The following is a 16,400-nucleotide window of genomic DNA, read 5'->3' as shown; positions in this document are numbered from 1 at the left end:
CCCCGGCCGCCCCCGACAGATGATCTCCCGAGATGGAGGACCGGATGTACAAGGACTGGACCCAGGACCCGGACGGCTCCGCCTCCGGCCCCTATACCCGCCCCTCCCGCAGGGAACGCCGTGACAAGGCGCGGGCATTGGCCCGCGAGGCGAAGACGTTCGCGAAGGATGCGAAACGCGAGATGCGCCGTGCCGCCAAGGCCGCCCGCCGCAACGCCAAGGCCGAATACCGCGACTGGCGCGAGGAGCGCCGCACCGCCCCGCACAGATATTTCCAGGAAAGTCATGACATGCCCCGATCCAACCGTTCCCCCGAGGCAGAGGGCGCCTTCCCGCTGAAGGTCCTCTCGCTCATCTTCTTCTCCGCCTTCGCGCTCATCGCCACCATCCTCGCCTTCGTGGCCTTCTGGCCGGCCGGCCTGGCGCTGGCCATGGTCATCGCCTGGAAGATGGGACAGGGCGGCTTCTTCGGGCCGCATCGCGAGCTCTCGCTGAAGGTGCTCTCGCTGATCTTCTTCACGGGCTACGGCATCGTCACCACCGCCGTCGCCTTCTCGATGGAGACTTGGGCGGGCCTCGCCATCGCCATCGTGCTGATCTGGCAGGGCTTCCAGACGCTCGATTTCGGCGGTGCGCCGGCGGATGTGGCCGATGTGGCGCCCGAGGCCGAACCGGGGCCGCGCCCACGCCCCTCCGGCAATGCCAGCTTCGACGCCTATCGCGACGACATGATGCGCCGGCTCGAGGACGAGCAGCGCAGCTTCGAGGATTTCCTCGGCCGGCTCCGCGCCGCCAAGGACCAGTCGGAATTCGACGACTTCATGGAGGCGCGGGCCGCCCGCGCCGCCGCCAACCGCCGCGCCGCCGCCTCGCCCCTGGCCATCGCCGCCTTCCGCCGGCCCGAGCCGCCCCAGACGCCCCAGACGCCGCATATGCGCGACGGCGAGGTGATCGAGGTGCCGCCCGTCCCCGCCGCCCCCCGCGTGGCGCTGATGAGCGAGATCGAGGAGGCCGAGGAGGTCTCCGGCGCGGCCGGCCCCATCAGTGCCGACGAGCCCCCGCGCGACGCGCTCCAGCCCCGGGATGCCGGCAGCGATGCCGACTGGCAGGCCGGCAGCGCCCAGCGCGCCTGACCTAAAGCCCGGGCGCCCCGATGCGGGCGCCCGGGCGCCCTCCCCCCTTCGCCGGCCCGCCAGAGGGCCCGGCACCACCCTTTGCGAAGAGACATCAGGGACATGACCGACCAGAGCTATACCGCCGCCCTCCCCGACCCGGCCCGCCGCCCGGACTTCTATGCCGGCGTCAACGGCCGGCGCCTGCTCGCGTGGATCGGTGACGGCATCGCCACGCTGCTCCTGTCCTGCCTGGCGCTGCCCTTCACCGCCTTCGTCGGGATCTTCTTCTTCGGGGCGCTCTGGATGGGCGTGTCGTTCTTCTACCGCTGGCTGACGATCGCCGCCTTCTCGGCGACGCCGGGCATGGCCTTCTGGGGCATCCAGCTCCGCGAGGCCGACGGCGGGCGGATGTCCACCGGCACGGCGGCCGTGCATACGCTCGGCTATCTCGTCTCGGTGGCGGCCGCGCCACTCCAGCTCATCTCGGTGGTGCTCATGATCGCCACCGACCGCAAGCAGGGCCTCACCGACCACCTCATCGGCACGGCGGCGATCAACCGCCCGGCCTGATCTGGGTCGCCGGGCGGGCACGCCACGGCCGCAGGTAGGGTGGGTTTTCAACCCACCGAGGGCCTCCAACCCGGACCAGGCACCCCCCACCGGCGCGGCGGGCTCAGGCCCGCCCCACCCCCTCCCGCACCGTCATGCGCGCCCCGCCGCCTCCCCCAAAATGGCGGGGGCGGCCGGGGCTTGGCGGCGGCGGGCGGCATTGCTAGGCTCCGGGCGCGAGACGTTTCCCACTCACCCCGTCCGCAGCAACGCCCGAGCCCGCCTGACCCATGCGCCATTCCCTGCCCATCGCGCCCCAGTTCTATGTGACGGCGCCGCAGCCCTGCCCCTATCTGGCCGGCCGGATGGAGCGGAAGCTGTTCACGGCGCTGCAGGGCGAGGATGCCGAACGGCTCAACGACGCGCTGTCCAAGCAGGGCTTTCGCCGGTCGCAGAACGTGCTCTACCGGCCGACCTGCGCCGATTGCACGGCCTGCCTCTCGGCGCGGATCCGCGTCTCGGCCTTCGCGCCGTCGAAGAGCCAGCGCCGCGTCCAGAAGCGCAACGAGGAGCTGCGCCGCCGCGCGACCTCGCCCTGGGCGACCGACGCGCAATACGAGCTCTTCCGCAAGTATCTGGACGCCCGCCATGCCGATGGCGGCATGGCCGACATGGATATCTTCGAGTTCTCGGCGATGATCGAGGAAACGCCCATCCGCTCGCGGCTCATCGAATATGCGCCCTCCGGCCAGCCGCTCCGCGCCGCCTGCCTGACGGACCTGCTCGATGACGGGCTCTCGATGGTCTATTCCTTCTTCGATCCCGCGTACGAGGATCTCTCGCTCGGCAATTACATGATCCTCGATCATGTCGAGATCGCCCGCGACATGGGGCTTCCTTACGTCTACCTCGGCTATTGGGTGCCCGGCTCGCCGAAGATGGGCTACAAGGCGCGCTACAAGGGGCTCGAGGTCTATGCCCGCGGCAAGTGGCAGCTTCTGACCGACCCCGAGGAGCACAAGGCCGAGACGCATCCGCTCTCGGTCGCGCCCATCGCCGAGCAGGTGGCGCGCATCCAGCTCCCCGACAGCCACCCGGCGCCGCGGCGGCGGTAGGGCCAAAGAATTTTCGAGGAAAATTCTTTGCCTAAGAATTTTCTGCGAAAATTCTTTGATCCCAGCGCTCAGATCCGGCGAAGGAAGAGGTAGCCTTTCCGGGCGAGCAGCTCCTCCCAATCGAGGGTCGCGGCAATCTCCCGAAGCCCCGCCATGTTGGACGTCTCGTCGGCGATCATCAGATGCCCGCCGGGCGCCACGAAGGGCAGGAGCCGGGCCAGCGCCGCGTGGCGAGGCGCCTCGGGCAGCATGTGCAGCACCCTGTCGAAGAGCATCAGATCCACCGGCGCACCCGGCGTGTAGTCCGAAAGGTCGGCCACCTCGCCGGTGACGGCGAGCCCCTCCGCCTCCGCCGCTGCCAGCATCGCGGCGATGCCGGCGGGCGAGCTGTCGATGCCGTGGACAGTGAGCCCCAGCCGCGCCAGCATCAGCGCATCCCGCCCCTGCCCGCAGCCGAGGTCGAGCGCCCGCATCCCGGGCGCCTTGATGCGGGCCGCATGTTTGGCGATCACCTCGGTCGGCGGGCCGAGCGCGTCGGGGGTGGCGGCGTAGAGGGCGTCGTAATCATAAGCCATGGGCGGAGCCTAGCGGCGGCGAAGCGCCTTGGCGAAGTGTAATATTCCGTGATCGAAGTCAGTTCAGGATCGCCCCGTCCGACGCCGCAATCCGGGCGCGCCAGGCCGCGATCTCCTCTTGCGTCAGGGGGGTCCAGCCTTCCGCCTCGCCGAGGATGCGCAGGGGCGCGCCGCTCCGGTAGGAGCGGGTCGGATTGCCGTGGAATTTCTTGTCCGTCACGTTCGGGTCGTCCTCGAAGGCTCCGGTCGGCGCCACCAGATAGACGCGCGGGCGCCCCTCGCCCGGGCAGAGGCAGGCGGCCAGCGCGGCGGTGCTCGTCAGCGCAGTGAAATAGATGTGCCGCATCACGATCTCGGGCCGGATGTTCGAGGGCCGCCCGGGGGTGAGGAGCGCTCCGATGGGCAGTTCCGCCCGCGTGCCGTGGTAGAACGGGCTGCCGTCCGGGGCCTTGTCGTCCGCTGCATCCATGCCGCGCCCTCCCGCTTCTGGCGGGCCATCCTAGGCGCCGCCGGGGGCTCAAGCCATTCTTGAACGAAGCACCTTCACCCCCATGTCAGAGCAAAGGGCCGCCCGAGCGCCCCTTTCAGTGCCCCAGGAGCGACGGCACGATGGTCACGACGCCCGGGAAGAGGGCCAGCAGCACCAGCGCCCCCACCTGGATCAGCACGAAGGGCGCGACGCCCCGGTAGATGTGCCCCGTCGTGACGGAGGGCGGCGCCACCCCCCGCAGGTAGAAGAGCGCGAAGCCGAAGGGCGGCGTCAGGAAGCTCGTCTGCAGGTTCACCGCGATCATGATCGTCACCCAGGCCGGCTCCAGCGTGCCGCCGTATATCACCGGGCCGACGATCGGCACGACGATGTAGATGATCTCGAGGAAGTCGAGCACGAAGCCGAGGAGGAAGAGGACGAGCATCACCAGGAGGAACACCGTCCATTCGTTGTCGAACGAGCGCAGGAAATCCTGGATGTAATGCTCCCCGCCGAAGGAGATGATGACGAGGTTCAGCACCTGGCTGCCGATGAGGATGGTGAAGACCATCGAGGTGACCTTCGCCGTCTCGCGCACGACGGGCCCGAGGATGCGGCCGCGCAGCAGCACCCAGCAGGAATAGAAAAGCCCGAACATCGCGAAGAGGAAGGCCGCGAGCGCGATCAGGAAGGCCAGCCAGTTGCTGAAGCCGACCTCGGCGAGGCCGATCCGCAGGTCGAAGTTGATCCCCGTCAGCAGCATCAGGACGATGGCGCCGGTGGCCCAGATGACCACGCCGCCCGATTGCCCCTGTTCCCGGAGCCGGCGGTAGGCCGCCAGCATGATGGCACCGGCGGCGCCCAGGGCGGCGGCGGGCGTCGGGTTGGTGATGCCGCCGAGGATCGAGCCGAGGACGGCGACGATCAGCACCAGCGGCGGGAAGACGACGCGGAGGATCTCCGAAGTCGCCATCATCCGCACGGCCCCGGCCATGCCCCAGAGCATCATGAGGAGCGGGATCGCGAAGAGCAGCGTCCGGCTTGCCGGCCCCATCGCCGGCGGCGCCAGCGCCGCATCAGCGATGAGGAGGAGCACGATCCCCGCCCCGCCGACCACCAGCCGCAGGGGCGGCGCCATGGGCGCGACGCCCCGGGCGATGGCGAAGGCGATGGCGAAGAGGAGTGCCGTCATGCCGATCCCCGTGCCGATGGGGGCGGCATTGGCGACGAGCGCCGCACGGGCCTCGGCGCGCTCCTCGTCCGTCAGGGGGCGAGCGGGCTCGTAGGCGCCGGCGATGATGTCCTCCTGCTGGGCGACAGCGCGATCCCAGGCGCGCTGGCCATGGAGCTCGATCATCGCCGCCTGGCACTCCTCGCCCACGTTGGTGCGGAGCGACGCCTGCGGCGGGCCGGCGGTATAGGTCGGCGCGGTGACGTTCTGCGCCCCGATCACGCCGCCCTCGACGGCCGCCACCAGCGCCACCACCAGCACCAGCGGCACGCCGAGGAACCAGGTGAGCTTCTCGCCGCGGGTGGAGATCTGGCCCCCCTCCCCCGAAGAGAGCGCCACGGCGGGCGCCTTCTTGGGGTTGAGGAGCGCATAGCCGAAGGCATAGCCGGCATAGAGCAGCGCCAGAAGGATCCCCGGCAGCATCGCCGCCTGGAAGAGCGTGCCGACCGAGACGACGGCGGGCTTGCCGAGATAGGTCAGCGCATCGGTGCAGCCGGCGAGCTGGGCGCGGTTCTCCTGCGCCGTGGAATAGATGTCTCCCGCCAGCGTGCCGAGCAGCACGATGACGATGGAGGGCGGGATGATCTGCCCGAGCGTGCCGGAGGCGGAGATGACGCCGGTGGCGAGCTCCGGCGAATAGCCGTTCTTCAGCATGGTCGGCAGGGCGAGAAGGCCCATGGTCACCACGGTCGCGCCGACGATGCCGGTGGAGGCGGCAAGGAAGGCGCCGACGACGACGATGGAGACGGCGAGCCCGCCCGGCAGCGGCCCGAAGACCCGCGCCATGGTGGTCAGGAGGTCATCGGCGATGCGGCTCCGCTCCAGCGTGATACCCATCATGACGAACATGAGGACGGCGAGCAGCGTCTCGATGGACTGCCCGGCCAGCACCCGCTCGTTGATGCGGTTGACGATGAAGCCGAGATTGCGGTCGAGCGCCTGCTCCCAGCCCTCGGGGAAGAGCGGCACCTCCATCCGGGGCAGCTCGGGATATCGGAAGACCGAGATCGCATCGGGCCTCACACCCGTGGCGGTCAGCTCGCGATAGGCCTCCGACGAGGTGTCGATGGCCTGGTGGACGAGAAGCCCGCCGCCATCGAGCAGGGCGATGATCCCGAAGGAGATGACCCCCGCCCCGGCGAGCGCGAAGGCCACCGGGAAGCCGGAGAGGATGGCGCCGAAGAGCGTCAGGAAGACGATGATCAGGCCGAGTTCGACGCCGTCGAGACCGAAGAGCATGGGCTTAGACTTCCGTATGGCTGGCGTGGCCGGCATGGGCCATCTCGGCCTCCGCCCCGTCCAGTACGTCCTTGTCGAGATACTTGTCCGCCGAGGCCTCGCCCTCGCGGAACTCCAGGACGTTCCGCCAGAAGAAGGCGACGGCCTGCACCACGATCATCGCGGTCATCACGAGGAGCAGCGTCTTGAAGAGGAAATAGGCGTTGAAGCCGTTGGGGCTGAAGCCGATCGTCTCGACGCTCCAGCGCATGGCGCGGGCCTTGGGCAGGAGCCGCTCCAGTGTGTCGGAGGCCGAGGTGTTGGGCACGATCAGGTGCCGCCACTGGAAGAACCAGGCGTAGATCCAGATGAGCGTAGCGGCCGGGATCATGAAGAAGAGCGAGCCGAACATGTCGATGGCGCGCTTGGTGCGGTGGCGGACGGCGGCATAGACGAGGTCGACCCGCACCTGCCCCCCCTGGATGAAGGTGTAGGCAAGGCAGAGCGTCACGACCATGGCGTTGTAGAACTTCAGCTCCTCCGACCACCAGGAGACATCCTTGGTGAAGGTCATCCCGAAGCCGAAGGAGAGCTGCGAGACCGCGAAGACGCGCTGCATGAAGATGATGACGACCTGCTGCATGACCATCAGGAAGCCGGCCCAGGCGAAGACGCGGCCCACGCCGTTGCCGAAGGCCTCGAGCCCCCGGACCATGGCCCACATCATGCGCGGAAAGACGATGCCGAGGATCGTGAGGATCACGACGAGGTCGAAGAGCACGAAGAAGAGCTCCACCGAGGCGCCGTAATAGATGAAGCGCAGGACGCTCTCCTTGTCCTCCGCCGTGCCCTGCCAGCTCAGCCAGTCGAGCCAGCTCCGCCAGTGGAAGATCGCGAGAAAGAGGTTCGGCACGCCTTCGATGATGTTGGCAATGAGCCAGCCGATGGGGTTGCCGCCCCAGCTTTCCACCAGATTCATGCCTATCCCCTCCCCGGGCCCTTCGTGGCGGAGCCCTCATCCGGCGCTTGGCGGCCGGTCCCTGCATGGCCGGGCCCCGGTGTGGGGGCCCGGCCGCCCGGCTTACATGCCGAGGATACGGTCGCGCTGCTGGCGGTAGGCGTCTTCCGCCACCGTCTGCCAGCGCGAGGACTTGCGCATGGAGGCCTCGAAGCTCTCGCGGATCTGCGCGTAGAGCTCGTCGTCCATGTAGTCGTCCAGCGCCTGGGACGAGGCGGTGCCGAAGGCTTCCCAGACATCGTCGGGGAAGGTCATCAGCTTGGTGCCGCCCTGCTGGAGCCGGTCGAGCGCCGCGCCGTTGTTGGCGTAGCTCTGCGCGAGGTTCCACGAGTGGGTGGCGACCGAGGCCTGCTCGACGATGGCCTGCTGCGCGGGCGTCAGGCTCTCCCAGACGTCGAGGTTCATGGCGGCCGAGAGTGCCGAGCCCGGCTCGTGGAAGCCGGAGGTGTAGTAGAACTCGCAGACCTCCTGCAGGCCGAGCCGCTCGTCGGCGAAGGGGCCGATCCACTCGGCGCCGTCGATGGCGCCGGACGAGAGCGCCTGATAGATCTCACCGCCCGGCACGTTCTGCACCGAGGCGCCGGTGAGGCCGAGCGCCTGGCCGCCGAGGCCGGGCATGCGGAACTTCAGGCCCTGCAGGTCCTCCGCGGAGTTGATCTCCTTGTTGAACCAGCCGCCGGGCTGCATGCCGGTGTTGCCGGCGAGGAAGCTCTTGATGCCGAAGATCTGGCCGAGCTCGTCATGCAGATCGCGCCCGCCGTCGTGCATGTACCAGTTCATCACCTCCTGCGCGGTGCCGCCGAAGGGCACCGCGGTGAAGTAGGCGTACCCCGGGTGCTGGTTGATGAAGTAGTAATCCGCCGAGTGATACATGTCGGCCTGACCGGACGAGACGGCGTCGAACACCTCGAAGGCGCCGACGAGGCTGCCGGCGGGGCGCTTGTCGATGGTGATCTGGCCATCGGTCATCTCGGTGATGGCATTGGCGAGGTAGACGGCGGCATCGTCGAAGACGGCAAAGCCGTCCGGCACCGACGTGACCATTGTGAGCGTGCGGTTGCCCTGCGCATAGGCCGGCGCGGCCAGTGCGGAGGCGGCGGCACCGGCGCCGCCAATGGCGCCCGTTCTGATGAATGACCGACGGTCCATGTGGATCTCCTCCCTGAGGTCGCCCCGGTTCTCCTCCCGGGCGCTTGTTTCGGTGGAGGGGAGCTTAGCCGAGAAAGACCGCGACGAAATACCTCACCTTGACATTTTTTTCGCAACGCGAAGTCGCAAATGCCCACTTCGCGGGCGTTTTTGCGGGTCAGAAGGGCGATTTGACGTGCCGGCGCGCCGGTCGCCGGCCGGGGCGGCGCGAATCGCGGACCCGTGATCGGCGCGGCCCGGGGGGCGGTCTCGCGTGGTCTGCCGGGGGCGTTCCGGGCCCGTTTCGGGGCCTCTCAGCCGGCGCAGCATTGCGTGGCGCCCCTTCGGCGCGCCATAAAGTTACGCCAGACGCGCCGGGAAATGCCAAAAATGTCTTCGCCCCCTGTTGACCTTCCCGAATCTGCTCCATATTGTCCGCCGCACCAGATGGAGGCAGGCATGCTGCGGATCGTAGTCCTTATCGGAAAAAGGCGCATGGGGCCCTGAGCGGCACGCCCATTTCCGATCCCATGCGCCCCCGGTCACCGCCGGGGGTTTTTGTTTTCCAAGGCACCGAAACGACAGAGCCGAGAGAGAGAAGGACGAGGACCCATGTCCAGAGAAATGACCGGAGCGAAGATGGTCGTCGAAGCCCTGAAGGAGCAGGGCGTCGACACGATCTTCGGCTATCCGGGGGGCGCCGTTCTGCCCATCTATGACGAGATCTTCCAGCAGAACGACATTCGCCACATCCTCGTGCGCCATGAACAGGCCGCCGTGCACATGGCCGAGGGCTATGCCCGCTCGACCGGGCGGCCCGGCGTCGTCCTCGTCACCTCTGGCCCCGGCGCAACCAATGCCGTGACCGGGCTGACCGACGCGCTGATGGATTCCATCCCCATCGTCGTGCTCTCGGGCCAGGTCGCCACCTTCATGATCGGCACCGACGGCTTCCAGGAGGCGGATACGGTCGGCATCACCCGCGCCTGCACCAAGCACAATTACCTCTTGAAGGAGCCCGACGCGCTCGCCAAGACGCTTCACGAGGCCTTCCATGTCGCCACCCACGGCCGCCCGGGCCCGGTGCTGATCGACATCCCGAAGGATGTGCAGTTCGCCTCCGGCACCTATACGGGCCGCGACGAGATCGCGCCCCGCTACCAGCCGAAGGTGAAGGGCGACAACGCCGCCATCGAGGCGCTCGTCGGCCTGATGGAAAAGGCCGAGCGGCCGATCTTCTATACCGGCGGCGGCGTCATCAACTCCGGCCCCCGCGCCAGCCAGCTCCTGCGCGAGCTGGTGGAGGCGAGCGGCTTTCCGATCACCTCCACGCTGATGGGGCTCGGCGCCTATCCGGCCTCCGGCAAGCACTGGCTGGGGATGCTCGGCATGCACGGGCTCTACGAGGCCAACATGGCCATGCATGATTGCGACCTGATGATCTGCATCGGCGCCCGCTTCGACGACCGCATCACGGGGCGGACGGATGCGTTCTCCCCCGGCTCGACGAAGGTGCATATCGACATCGACGCCTCGTCGATCAACAAGATCATCCGCGTCGACCTGCCGATCATCGGCGATGTCGCCACCGTCCTCGAAGAGGCGCTGGCCATCTGGACGGCGCGCGGCCGCAAGACGGCGCGGGCCGAGCTGGCGGGCTGGTGGCGGCAGATCGCGGCGTGGAAGCGCTCGGACTGCCTGAGCTACCAGGGCTCCGACAAGGTGATCAAACCGCAATACGCGCTGCAGCGGCTCGAGGCGCTGACCAAGGGCCATGACCGCTACATCACGACCGAGGTCGGCCAGCACCAGATGTGGGCCGCGCAGTTCCTCGGCTTCGAGGACCCGAACCGCTGGATGACCTCCGGCGGGCTCGGCACCATGGGCTACGGCTTCCCCGCCTCGATCGGCGTGCAGATCGCCCATCCCGAGAGCCTGGTCATCAACGTCGCCGGCGAGGCCTCGTGGCTGATGAACATGCAGGAGCTCGGAACAGCGATGCAGTTCCGCACCCCGGTGAAGCAGTTCATCCTCAACAACGAGCGGTTGGGGATGGTGCGCCAGTGGCAGGAGCTGCTCCATGGCGAGCGCTATTCGCAGAGCTGGTCGGAGGCGCTGCCCGATTTCGTCAAGCTGGCGGAGGCCTTCGGCGCCAAGGGCATCCAGTGCTCCGACCCTTCGAAGCTCGATGACGCGATCATGGAGATGATCGAGCACGACGGGCCGGTGGTCTTCGACTGCCTCGTCGAGAAGCACGAGAACTGCTTCCCGATGATCCCCTCCGGCAAGGCGCATAACGAGATGCTGCTTGCGGCGGAGGCGGCGGCCTTCGTCGAAGGCGGGGCGCTGGTCTGACGACAGGGATTGGCATATATTGCCAATAAAAGGAGAGAGCCCATGCCCACCCGCAACGTCGTCCTCACCGATCACCAGGCCAGCCTGCTCGACAGGCTGGTCGCCTCCGGCCGCTACCAGAACGCCAGCGAGGCGATGCGGGCGGGGCTGCGGCTCTTGGAGGAGGACGAGGAGCGGGTGCGCCGGGTGACCGAGTATCTGGACGAGCTGCTGGCGGATCCCAGGACGCATGAGATCATCGACGAGCCCTGGCAGGATGTCATCGAACGCGTGACCAATGAAGTGCTGGAGCGGAACGGCGAGAAGCGCCATGCGGGATGAAAGCCATCGTCTTCACAGCCCGGGCCATGACCGAATTCGAGGACATCCAGACGTGGACGTTGGAGGCCTTCGGCCGAGCACAGGTCATCCGGTATTCCGAAGCTCTGACGGCGCGTCTCTCGGCCATCGCCGCCGGGCATGTGAGGGGGCGGAGCCTCTCCATGCTGACCGGCGCACCGGGTCACGAAGGCATCAGCCAGCTCCGGGCCGGCCAGCACCTGATCGTCTACCGAGAGACGCACGACACCATCACGATCCTCGCCCTGCCCCACGGCCGGCGAGACCTGGCCGCACTGGCCTTTCCAACGGACCCCAACGAGGCCTGACATGAACGCCCTCAAGATCGAACAAGGCTCCACGAGCCACAGCGTCTACAACCTCCGCTCGACGGCGGACGAGACGATCCGCAAGCACACGCTCGCCGTCATCGTCGAGAACGTGCCGGGCGTCCTTGCCCGGGTCATCGGGCTCTTCGCGGGCCGGGGCTACAATATCGACAGCCTGACGGTCGCCGAGGTGGATCACGAGGGGCATTTCTCGAGGATCACCATCGTCACCTCGGGGACGGATCACATCGTCGAGCAGATCAAGGCCCAGCTCGGGCGGATCGTCGTGGTGCAGGAGGTTCATGACCTCACCGTCGAGGGCCGCGCCGTCGAGCGTGAGCTGGCGCTCTTCAAGGTGGCGGGCACCGGCGAGAAGCGCATCGAGGCGCTGAGGCTCGCCGAAATCTTCCGCGCCAATGTCGTCGATTCCACGCTGGAGAGCTTCACCTTCGAGGTGACGGGCACGCCCGAGAAGATCGACGCTTTCGCGGATCTCATGCGGCCGCTCGGGCTCGACGAGCTGGCGCGGACAGGGGTCGCCGCCCTCGCCCGGGGCTGATGCCCCGGGCTGACCGGGCGGCGCGGCGGGGTGGCAAGGGAGGAGGCCACCCCGCCGGCCTGGTCAAACGAACAGCATCACGCGGCCCGCGTCACTCCGCAGGCGCATCGAAGAGACCGGCTGCCACGGCGGCCTCCAGCTCCTCGGCGTCGAGATAGCCGTCCGCATTCGCATCGGCGGCAGAGAAGACCTCTTCGCCCGTCTCGGGATAGACGGCCGCCAGTTCGGCCATGCTCACCCAGCCGTCGGCATCGGTGTCGAGCGTCTCGATGGTCAGCGTCTCCGCCCCCATCGGGTCGGTCTCCGTCACCATCTCGTCCTGCGCGAGGGCGGGGGTGGCGAGGGCAAGAAGCGCGGCGCCGAGGGCGGTGAGTTTCGTGGTATGGGACATGAAGCGTCTCCTTCGGTCTGTCGTCCGCCCCGGCTCATCCGCGGCGGTTGAGACAGAGATTGCCCCTCTCGCCGCAGAGCGCCAGAGGCCCGGCAGGGAGTGACATTTCCCCGCCGATTTCCGCATGTATCACAGGCGCTTACCCGCCGAACGGCGCGAGCGGAAACCACCCCGCCCTTGCTCGGCAATTCGCCACCGATGCGCCCTAGCGGCAACGGGCACCGGCCCGCCGACACGCGGCGATGGCGCAAGCTTAAGGGAACCGGGAGCGCGGTGCTGGCATCTGGCGGCGGGCCGTGATGAACTGGCCGGCGCGACAGTCAGGGGAGCCCGGCATGGCCCAGAAGATCATCATCGACACCGACCCGGGCCAGGACGATGCCGTCGCCATCCTCCTCGCCCTCGCCTCGCCGGAGCTGGAGGTGCGGGCGATCACCGCGGTGGCCGGCAACGTCCCCCTCGCGCTCACCCAGCGCAATGCCCGCATCGTCTGCGAGATCGCCGGGCGCACGGATGTGCCGGTGCTGGCGGGATGCGACGCGCCCCTCAAGCGGCCGCTGGTGACCGCCGAGCATGTGCATGGCAAGACCGGGCTCGACGGCGTCGATGTCTACGAGCCCGAGCTGCCGCTGACAGAGGGCCATGCCGTCGACCGCATCATCGAGGAGCTGCGCGCGGCGCCCGGCGAGATCATTCTCTGCCCGCTCGGCCCCCTCACGAATATCGCGGCGGCGCTGCAGAAGGCCCCTGACATCGCCGGCAAGATCGCCCGCATCGTCCTGATGGGCGGCGCCTATTTCGAGGTGGGCAACATCACCCCGGCGGCGGAGTTCAACATCTATGTCGATCCCGAGGCGGCGGCGGTGGTCTTCGGATCCGGCGTGCCGATCACCGTCTTGCCGCTCGACGTGACGCACAAGGTGCTGACGACACGGGCGCGGATCGACGCCTTCCGCGCGCTCGGCAGGATCGGCGAGACGGTCGCCGCCTGGACGGATTTCTTCGAGCGGTTCGATGTGGCGAAATACGGCGGCGAGGGCGCGCCGCTCCACGACCCCTGCGTGATCGCCTGGCTTTTGAAGCCCGAGCTCTTCTCGGGCCGCGAGATCAATGTCGAGATCGAGGTGGAGAGCGAGCTGACCCGCGGCATGACCGTCGCCGACTGGTGGGGCGTGACGGACAGACCCAAGAACGCGCTCTTCATCGGCGATGTGGATGCCGACGGGTTCTTCGAGCTGCTTACGGAGCGGCTCGGGCGGTATTGAGGGGGGCCGGGTTCCCTCATCCCGTTGCCGGCGCAACGGTGACATGGGGCCCCGCCCCGGTACGCGCCGAAGGCGCAGGGCGAGCGCCGGCCCGTCCCGCGGGCTGGCGCTCTCGAGGGGCAGCGCATCGCTTCGAGCGGGGAGGTGTGTGGCACCATAAAGCGCGCCGTCCAACCGTCGGAGCGCCACCCCCCGGCCCGGCGCTCGCCCCGCGCGGCGCCGGCGGGCCTCTTGGCTTCGGGGGAGCGACGCCACGCCATCGCAAGCCCGCCCGTCACGGCGGGCCGAGCCCTGCTTCCAGGCGAGGCAGATCGCCGTCGCCCACCCGGCAAATCGCCCCTCCCCGACGTCCGGCCCATCGCAATTCCGGCCGCGAGCCCTTATAACTCTCTCTCGGAGAGCGAAGGGGCGCCATGACAGATCAACCGGACATTGCCGCGTCGCCGGAGGTGAGCCCGGAGACAGAGAGCCGCAAGCTCCTCGGCCGGCTCCGCGAGGCGCTGGCAGAAGATGCCGCCGGGCAGGCGCGGCTCGACAGGATCGTCCATCTCATCGCCACCTCGATGGAGACCGAGGTCTGCTCGATCTACCTCTTCCGCGATGCCGAGACGCTGGAGCTCTGCGCGACCGAGGGCCTCATGCCCGAGGCCGTCCACCAGACGCGGATGCGGCTCGGCGAGGGGCTCGTCGGCCGCACGGCCCGCAGCCGGACGATCATCAACACCGCCGATGCCCCCGCCGCCCCCGGCTTCCGCTACATGCCCGAGACGGGGGAGGAGCGCTTCTCCTCCTTCTGCGGCGTGCCGATCCAGCGGCTCGGCGACCGGCTCGGCGTGCTCGTCGTCCAGTCCAAGGCCGCGCGCGAATATACCGCCGACGAGATCTATGCGCTCGAGGTCGTCGCCATGGTGCTGGCCGAGATGGCCGAGCTCGGCGCCTTCGTCGGCGAGGGCGCTGCGCTTTCGGCGCGTCACACGCATCCCGTGCTCTTCCGGGGCACGCAGGGCCAGGAGGGCGCCGCCGCCGGCAATGTCTATCTGCACGAGCCCCGCGTCGTCGTCACCAACCCGATCTCGGAGGATCCCGAGGTCGAGCTCGGCCGGCTCCGCGCCGCCGTCGAACAGCTCCGCTCGATGGTGGACGACATGCTCTCGACCGCTCGCTCGGTCGATGCCGAGCAGATCCAGGTGCTGGAAGCCTACCGGATGTTCGCCAATTCGCGCTCGTGGATGCGGCGGATGGAGGCCGACGTCGCCGCCGGCCTCTCCGCCGAAGCGGCGGTGGAGAAGGAGCAGGGCCTCGCCCGCGCCCGCATGGGCCAGTCGGGCGACGCCTATCTGCGTGACCGGCTGCATGACCTCGACGACCTGTCCAACCGGCTCCTGAGGATCCTCACCGGCCAGGGCCGCGACACCGGGGCCGAGATGCCGGACAACCCGGTGCTCGTCGCCCGCAACATCGGGCCAGGCGAGCTTCTCGACTACGGCAAGCGCCTCAAGGGCATCGTGCTGGAAGAGGGCTCCGTCGGCTCCCATGCCGCCATCGTCGCCCGGGCCTGGGCGATCCCGCTGGTGATCCATGCCCGCGGCGTCCTGACCGAGGCGCTGAACGGCGATGCCATCCTCGTCGATGGCGACCAGGGCGTGGTGCACCTGCGGCCGGACGAGCAGGTCAAGAAAGCCTTCGGCGACAAGATCGCCATGGCCGAGCGGGCGCTCGAGCGCTACGCCTCGATCCGCGAGCTGCCGGCGACGGCGCGCTGCGGCACGACGATCTCGCTGCAGATGAATGCCGGGCTGATGGCCGACCTGCCCTCCCTGCCCTCCTCGGGCGCCGAGGGGGTCGGGCTCTTCCGCACCGAGCTGCAATTCCTCATCCGCAACCAGATGCCGAAGCGCGCCGAGCTCTCGGCGCTCTATTCGCGGGTGATGGACGCCGCCGGCGGCAAGCGCGTCGCCTTCCGCACGCTCGACATCGGCTCGGACAAGGTCCTCAGCTACATGAAGCCCAATGACGAGCCGAACCCGGCGATGGGCTGGCGGGCGATCCGCGTCGGGCTCGACAAGCCGGGGGTGCTGCGGATGCAGCTTCAGGCGCTGATCCGCGCCGCGAACGGCCGGCCGCTCAGCGTCATGTTCCCCTTCATCGCCCATCCGAACGAGTTCCGCGATGCGCGGGCCGAGTTCGACAAGGCGATGGACCGCGAGCGCATCCTCGGCCATGTGCTGCCGCAGACCACCGAGGTCGGCGCAATGCTGGAGACGCCGAGCCTCGCCTATGCGCCGGCGGCCTTCTTCGAGGAGGTGGATTTCATCTCGATCGGCGGCAACGATCTCAAGCAGTTCTTCTTCGCGGCCGACCGCGAGAACGAGCGTGTCCGCCGCCGCTATGACACGCTCGACGTGAGCTTCCTCAGCTTTCTCGAGCTGATCGCCGAGAAATGCCGCGCCGCGGACACGCCGCTGTCCTTCTGCGGGGAGGATGCGGGGCGGCCGCTCGAGGCGCTCTGCTTCGCGGCGCTCGGCTTCACGAGCCTGTCGATGCGCCCCGCCTCCATCGGGCCGGTGAAACACCTTCTGCGCTCGGTCGACCTTCGCGAGGTGCGCGCCGAGATCGACCGCGCGCGCGAGAGCGGCGAGCAATCGATCCGGGGGCCGCTCCGGCAATGGCTGAGCCGCGCCGGCTGGTACGTGGCCTGAGGGCGTGAGGCTCGGCCCGCCCTGACAAGCGGGCTCGCGGATCGCGTGGGGGCGCTGCCCCCACAC

At 68.6% G+C, this 16,400-nt stretch carries 15 protein-coding genes; 9 read left to right on the top strand and 6 right to left on the bottom strand.

Features of this window, described 5'->3' with window-relative positions; genetic code table 11:
- The first annotated feature begins 32 nt into the window (after nt 1-32).
- The 3 genes from ACAZ03_RS06815 to ACAZ03_RS06805 all read left to right on the top strand — a co-directional run bounded on the left by ACAZ03_RS06815 (nt 33) and on the right by ACAZ03_RS06805 (nt 2,779).
- Nucleotides 33-1,133, top strand: a complete 1,101-nt coding sequence (locus ACAZ03_RS06815; protein WP_373356669.1) for a DUF2852 domain-containing protein — start codon at nt 33-35, stop codon at nt 1,131-1,133.
- A 102-nt stretch (nt 1,134-1,235) separates the two neighbouring features.
- On the top strand, nt 1,236-1,685 hold the full coding sequence (locus ACAZ03_RS06810) for an RDD family protein (RefSeq protein WP_373356668.1): 450 nt from the start codon (nt 1,236-1,238) through the stop codon (nt 1,683-1,685).
- A gap of 269 nt (nt 1,686-1,954) precedes the next feature.
- Entirely contained in the window at nt 1,955-2,779 is an 825-nt protein-coding gene (locus ACAZ03_RS06805) for an arginyltransferase (RefSeq protein ID WP_373356667.1), read from the top strand.
- Between the two features lie 68 nt (nt 2,780-2,847).
- On the opposite strand, the gene ACAZ03_RS06800 is transcribed toward ACAZ03_RS06805, so the two are convergent.
- From ACAZ03_RS06800 to ACAZ03_RS06780, 5 genes are all read right to left on the bottom strand, one after another.
- On the bottom strand, nt 2,848-3,354 hold the full coding sequence (locus ACAZ03_RS06800; protein WP_373356666.1) for a class I SAM-dependent methyltransferase: 507 nt from the start codon (nt 3,352-3,354) through the stop codon (nt 2,848-2,850).
- A 58-nt stretch (nt 3,355-3,412) separates the two neighbouring features.
- Nucleotides 3,413-3,823 (bottom strand): NAD(+)--rifampin ADP-ribosyltransferase, encoded by a 411-nt coding sequence (locus ACAZ03_RS06795; protein WP_373356665.1) that lies wholly within the window; start codon nt 3,821-3,823, stop codon nt 3,413-3,415.
- 115 nt (nt 3,824-3,938) lie between these two features.
- On the bottom strand, nt 3,939-6,293 hold the full coding sequence (locus ACAZ03_RS06790; protein WP_373356664.1) for a TRAP transporter large permease subunit: 2,355 nt from the start codon (nt 6,291-6,293) through the stop codon (nt 3,939-3,941).
- Nucleotides 6,294-6,297: 4 nt separating this feature from the next.
- Nucleotides 6,298-7,251, bottom strand: coding sequence for a TRAP transporter small permease subunit (locus ACAZ03_RS06785; protein WP_373356663.1), 954 nt, complete (start codon nt 7,249-7,251; stop codon nt 6,298-6,300).
- Between the two features lie 102 nt (nt 7,252-7,353).
- Entirely contained in the window at nt 7,354-8,439 is a 1,086-nt protein-coding gene (locus ACAZ03_RS06780) for a TRAP transporter substrate-binding protein (protein WP_373356661.1), read from the bottom strand.
- Nucleotides 8,440-9,030: 591 nt separating this feature from the next.
- Here ACAZ03_RS06780 and ACAZ03_RS06775 point away from each other — a divergent pair.
- Genes ACAZ03_RS06775 through ilvN form a run of 4 tightly spaced genes read left to right on the top strand, consistent with a single transcriptional unit; the run spans nt 9,031 to nt 11,979 of the window.
- The gene (locus ACAZ03_RS06775; RefSeq protein WP_373356660.1) at nt 9,031-10,773 is read left to right on the top strand and encodes an acetolactate synthase 3 large subunit; all 1,743 of its coding nucleotides are present in this window, start codon (nt 9,031-9,033) and stop codon (nt 10,771-10,773) included.
- A 42-nt stretch (nt 10,774-10,815) separates the two neighbouring features.
- Nucleotides 10,816-11,094: a type II toxin-antitoxin system ParD family antitoxin gene (locus tag ACAZ03_RS06770; protein ID WP_373356659.1), complete on the top strand. Its 279-nt coding sequence runs from the start codon at nt 10,816-10,818 to the stop codon at nt 11,092-11,094.
- Nucleotides 11,091-11,420, top strand: coding sequence for a type II toxin-antitoxin system RelE/ParE family toxin (locus ACAZ03_RS06765; protein WP_373356658.1), 330 nt, complete (start codon nt 11,091-11,093; stop codon nt 11,418-11,420). Before ACAZ03_RS06770 ends, ACAZ03_RS06765 begins: the two co-directional genes overlap by 4 nt.
- 1 nt (nt 11,421) lies before the next feature.
- Entirely contained in the window at nt 11,422-11,979 is a 558-nt protein-coding gene (ilvN, locus tag ACAZ03_RS06760; RefSeq protein ID WP_373356657.1) for an acetolactate synthase small subunit, read from the top strand.
- A 91-nt stretch (nt 11,980-12,070) separates the two neighbouring features.
- On the opposite strand, the gene ACAZ03_RS06755 is transcribed toward ilvN, so the two are convergent.
- A complete protein-coding gene (locus ACAZ03_RS06755; protein WP_373356656.1) occupies nt 12,071-12,370 on the bottom strand; it encodes an EF-hand domain-containing protein in 300 nt (99 codons plus the stop codon).
- A gap of 335 nt (nt 12,371-12,705) precedes the next feature.
- Between ACAZ03_RS06755 and ACAZ03_RS06750 the strand changes: the two genes are divergently transcribed.
- Both ACAZ03_RS06750 and ACAZ03_RS06745 read left to right on the top strand, forming a co-directional pair.
- Nucleotides 12,706-13,635 (top strand): nucleoside hydrolase, encoded by a 930-nt coding sequence (locus tag ACAZ03_RS06750; protein WP_373356654.1) that lies wholly within the window; start codon nt 12,706-12,708, stop codon nt 13,633-13,635.
- Between the two features lie 413 nt (nt 13,636-14,048).
- A complete protein-coding gene (locus ACAZ03_RS06745; protein WP_373356653.1) occupies nt 14,049-16,334 on the top strand; it encodes a putative PEP-binding protein in 2,286 nt (761 codons plus the stop codon).
- Nucleotides 16,335-16,400 lie beyond the last annotated feature (66 nt).

Source organism: Pseudoroseicyclus sp. CXY001, assembly GCF_041714655.1.
Classification (GTDB): domain Bacteria; phylum Pseudomonadota; class Alphaproteobacteria; order Rhodobacterales; family Rhodobacteraceae; genus Pseudoroseicyclus_A.
Note: the sequence above shows the minus strand (reverse complement) of the source record. Positions and strands in the feature narration are given on the sequence as shown.

What these genes read in the sequence shown, in the direction of transcription:
- ACAZ03_RS06815 (WP_373356669.1), top strand. Translation starts at nt 33, where the DNA reads ATGGAGGACCGGATGTACAAGGACTGGACCCAGGACCCGGACGGCTCC.
- ACAZ03_RS06810 (WP_373356668.1), top strand. Translation starts at nt 1,236, where the DNA reads ATGACCGACCAGAGCTATACCGCCGCCCTCCCCGACCCGGCCCGCCGC.
- ACAZ03_RS06805 (WP_373356667.1), top strand. Translation starts at nt 1,955, where the DNA reads ATGCGCCATTCCCTGCCCATCGCGCCCCAGTTCTATGTGACGGCGCCG.
- ACAZ03_RS06800 (WP_373356666.1), bottom strand. Translation starts at nt 3,354, where the DNA reads ATGGCTTATGATTACGACGCCCTCTACGCCGCCACCCCCGACGCGCTC.
- ACAZ03_RS06795 (WP_373356665.1), bottom strand. Translation starts at nt 3,823, where the DNA reads ATGGATGCAGCGGACGACAAGGCCCCGGACGGCAGCCCGTTCTACCAC.
- ACAZ03_RS06790 (WP_373356664.1), bottom strand. Translation starts at nt 6,293, where the DNA reads ATGCTCTTCGGTCTCGACGGCGTCGAACTCGGCCTGATCATCGTCTTC.
- ACAZ03_RS06785 (WP_373356663.1), bottom strand. Translation starts at nt 7,251, where the DNA reads ATGAATCTGGTGGAAAGCTGGGGCGGCAACCCCATCGGCTGGCTCATT.
- ACAZ03_RS06780 (WP_373356661.1), bottom strand. Translation starts at nt 8,439, where the DNA reads ATGGACCGTCGGTCATTCATCAGAACGGGCGCCATTGGCGGCGCCGGT.
- ACAZ03_RS06775 (WP_373356660.1), top strand. Translation starts at nt 9,031, where the DNA reads ATGTCCAGAGAAATGACCGGAGCGAAGATGGTCGTCGAAGCCCTGAAG.
- ACAZ03_RS06770 (WP_373356659.1), top strand. Translation starts at nt 10,816, where the DNA reads ATGCCCACCCGCAACGTCGTCCTCACCGATCACCAGGCCAGCCTGCTC.
- ACAZ03_RS06765 (WP_373356658.1), top strand. Translation starts at nt 11,091, where the DNA reads ATGAAAGCCATCGTCTTCACAGCCCGGGCCATGACCGAATTCGAGGAC.
- ilvN (WP_373356657.1), top strand. Translation starts at nt 11,422, where the DNA reads ATGAACGCCCTCAAGATCGAACAAGGCTCCACGAGCCACAGCGTCTAC.
- ACAZ03_RS06755 (WP_373356656.1), bottom strand. Translation starts at nt 12,370, where the DNA reads ATGTCCCATACCACGAAACTCACCGCCCTCGGCGCCGCGCTTCTTGCC.
- ACAZ03_RS06750 (WP_373356654.1), top strand. Translation starts at nt 12,706, where the DNA reads ATGGCCCAGAAGATCATCATCGACACCGACCCGGGCCAGGACGATGCC.
- ACAZ03_RS06745 (WP_373356653.1), top strand. Translation starts at nt 14,049, where the DNA reads ATGACAGATCAACCGGACATTGCCGCGTCGCCGGAGGTGAGCCCGGAG.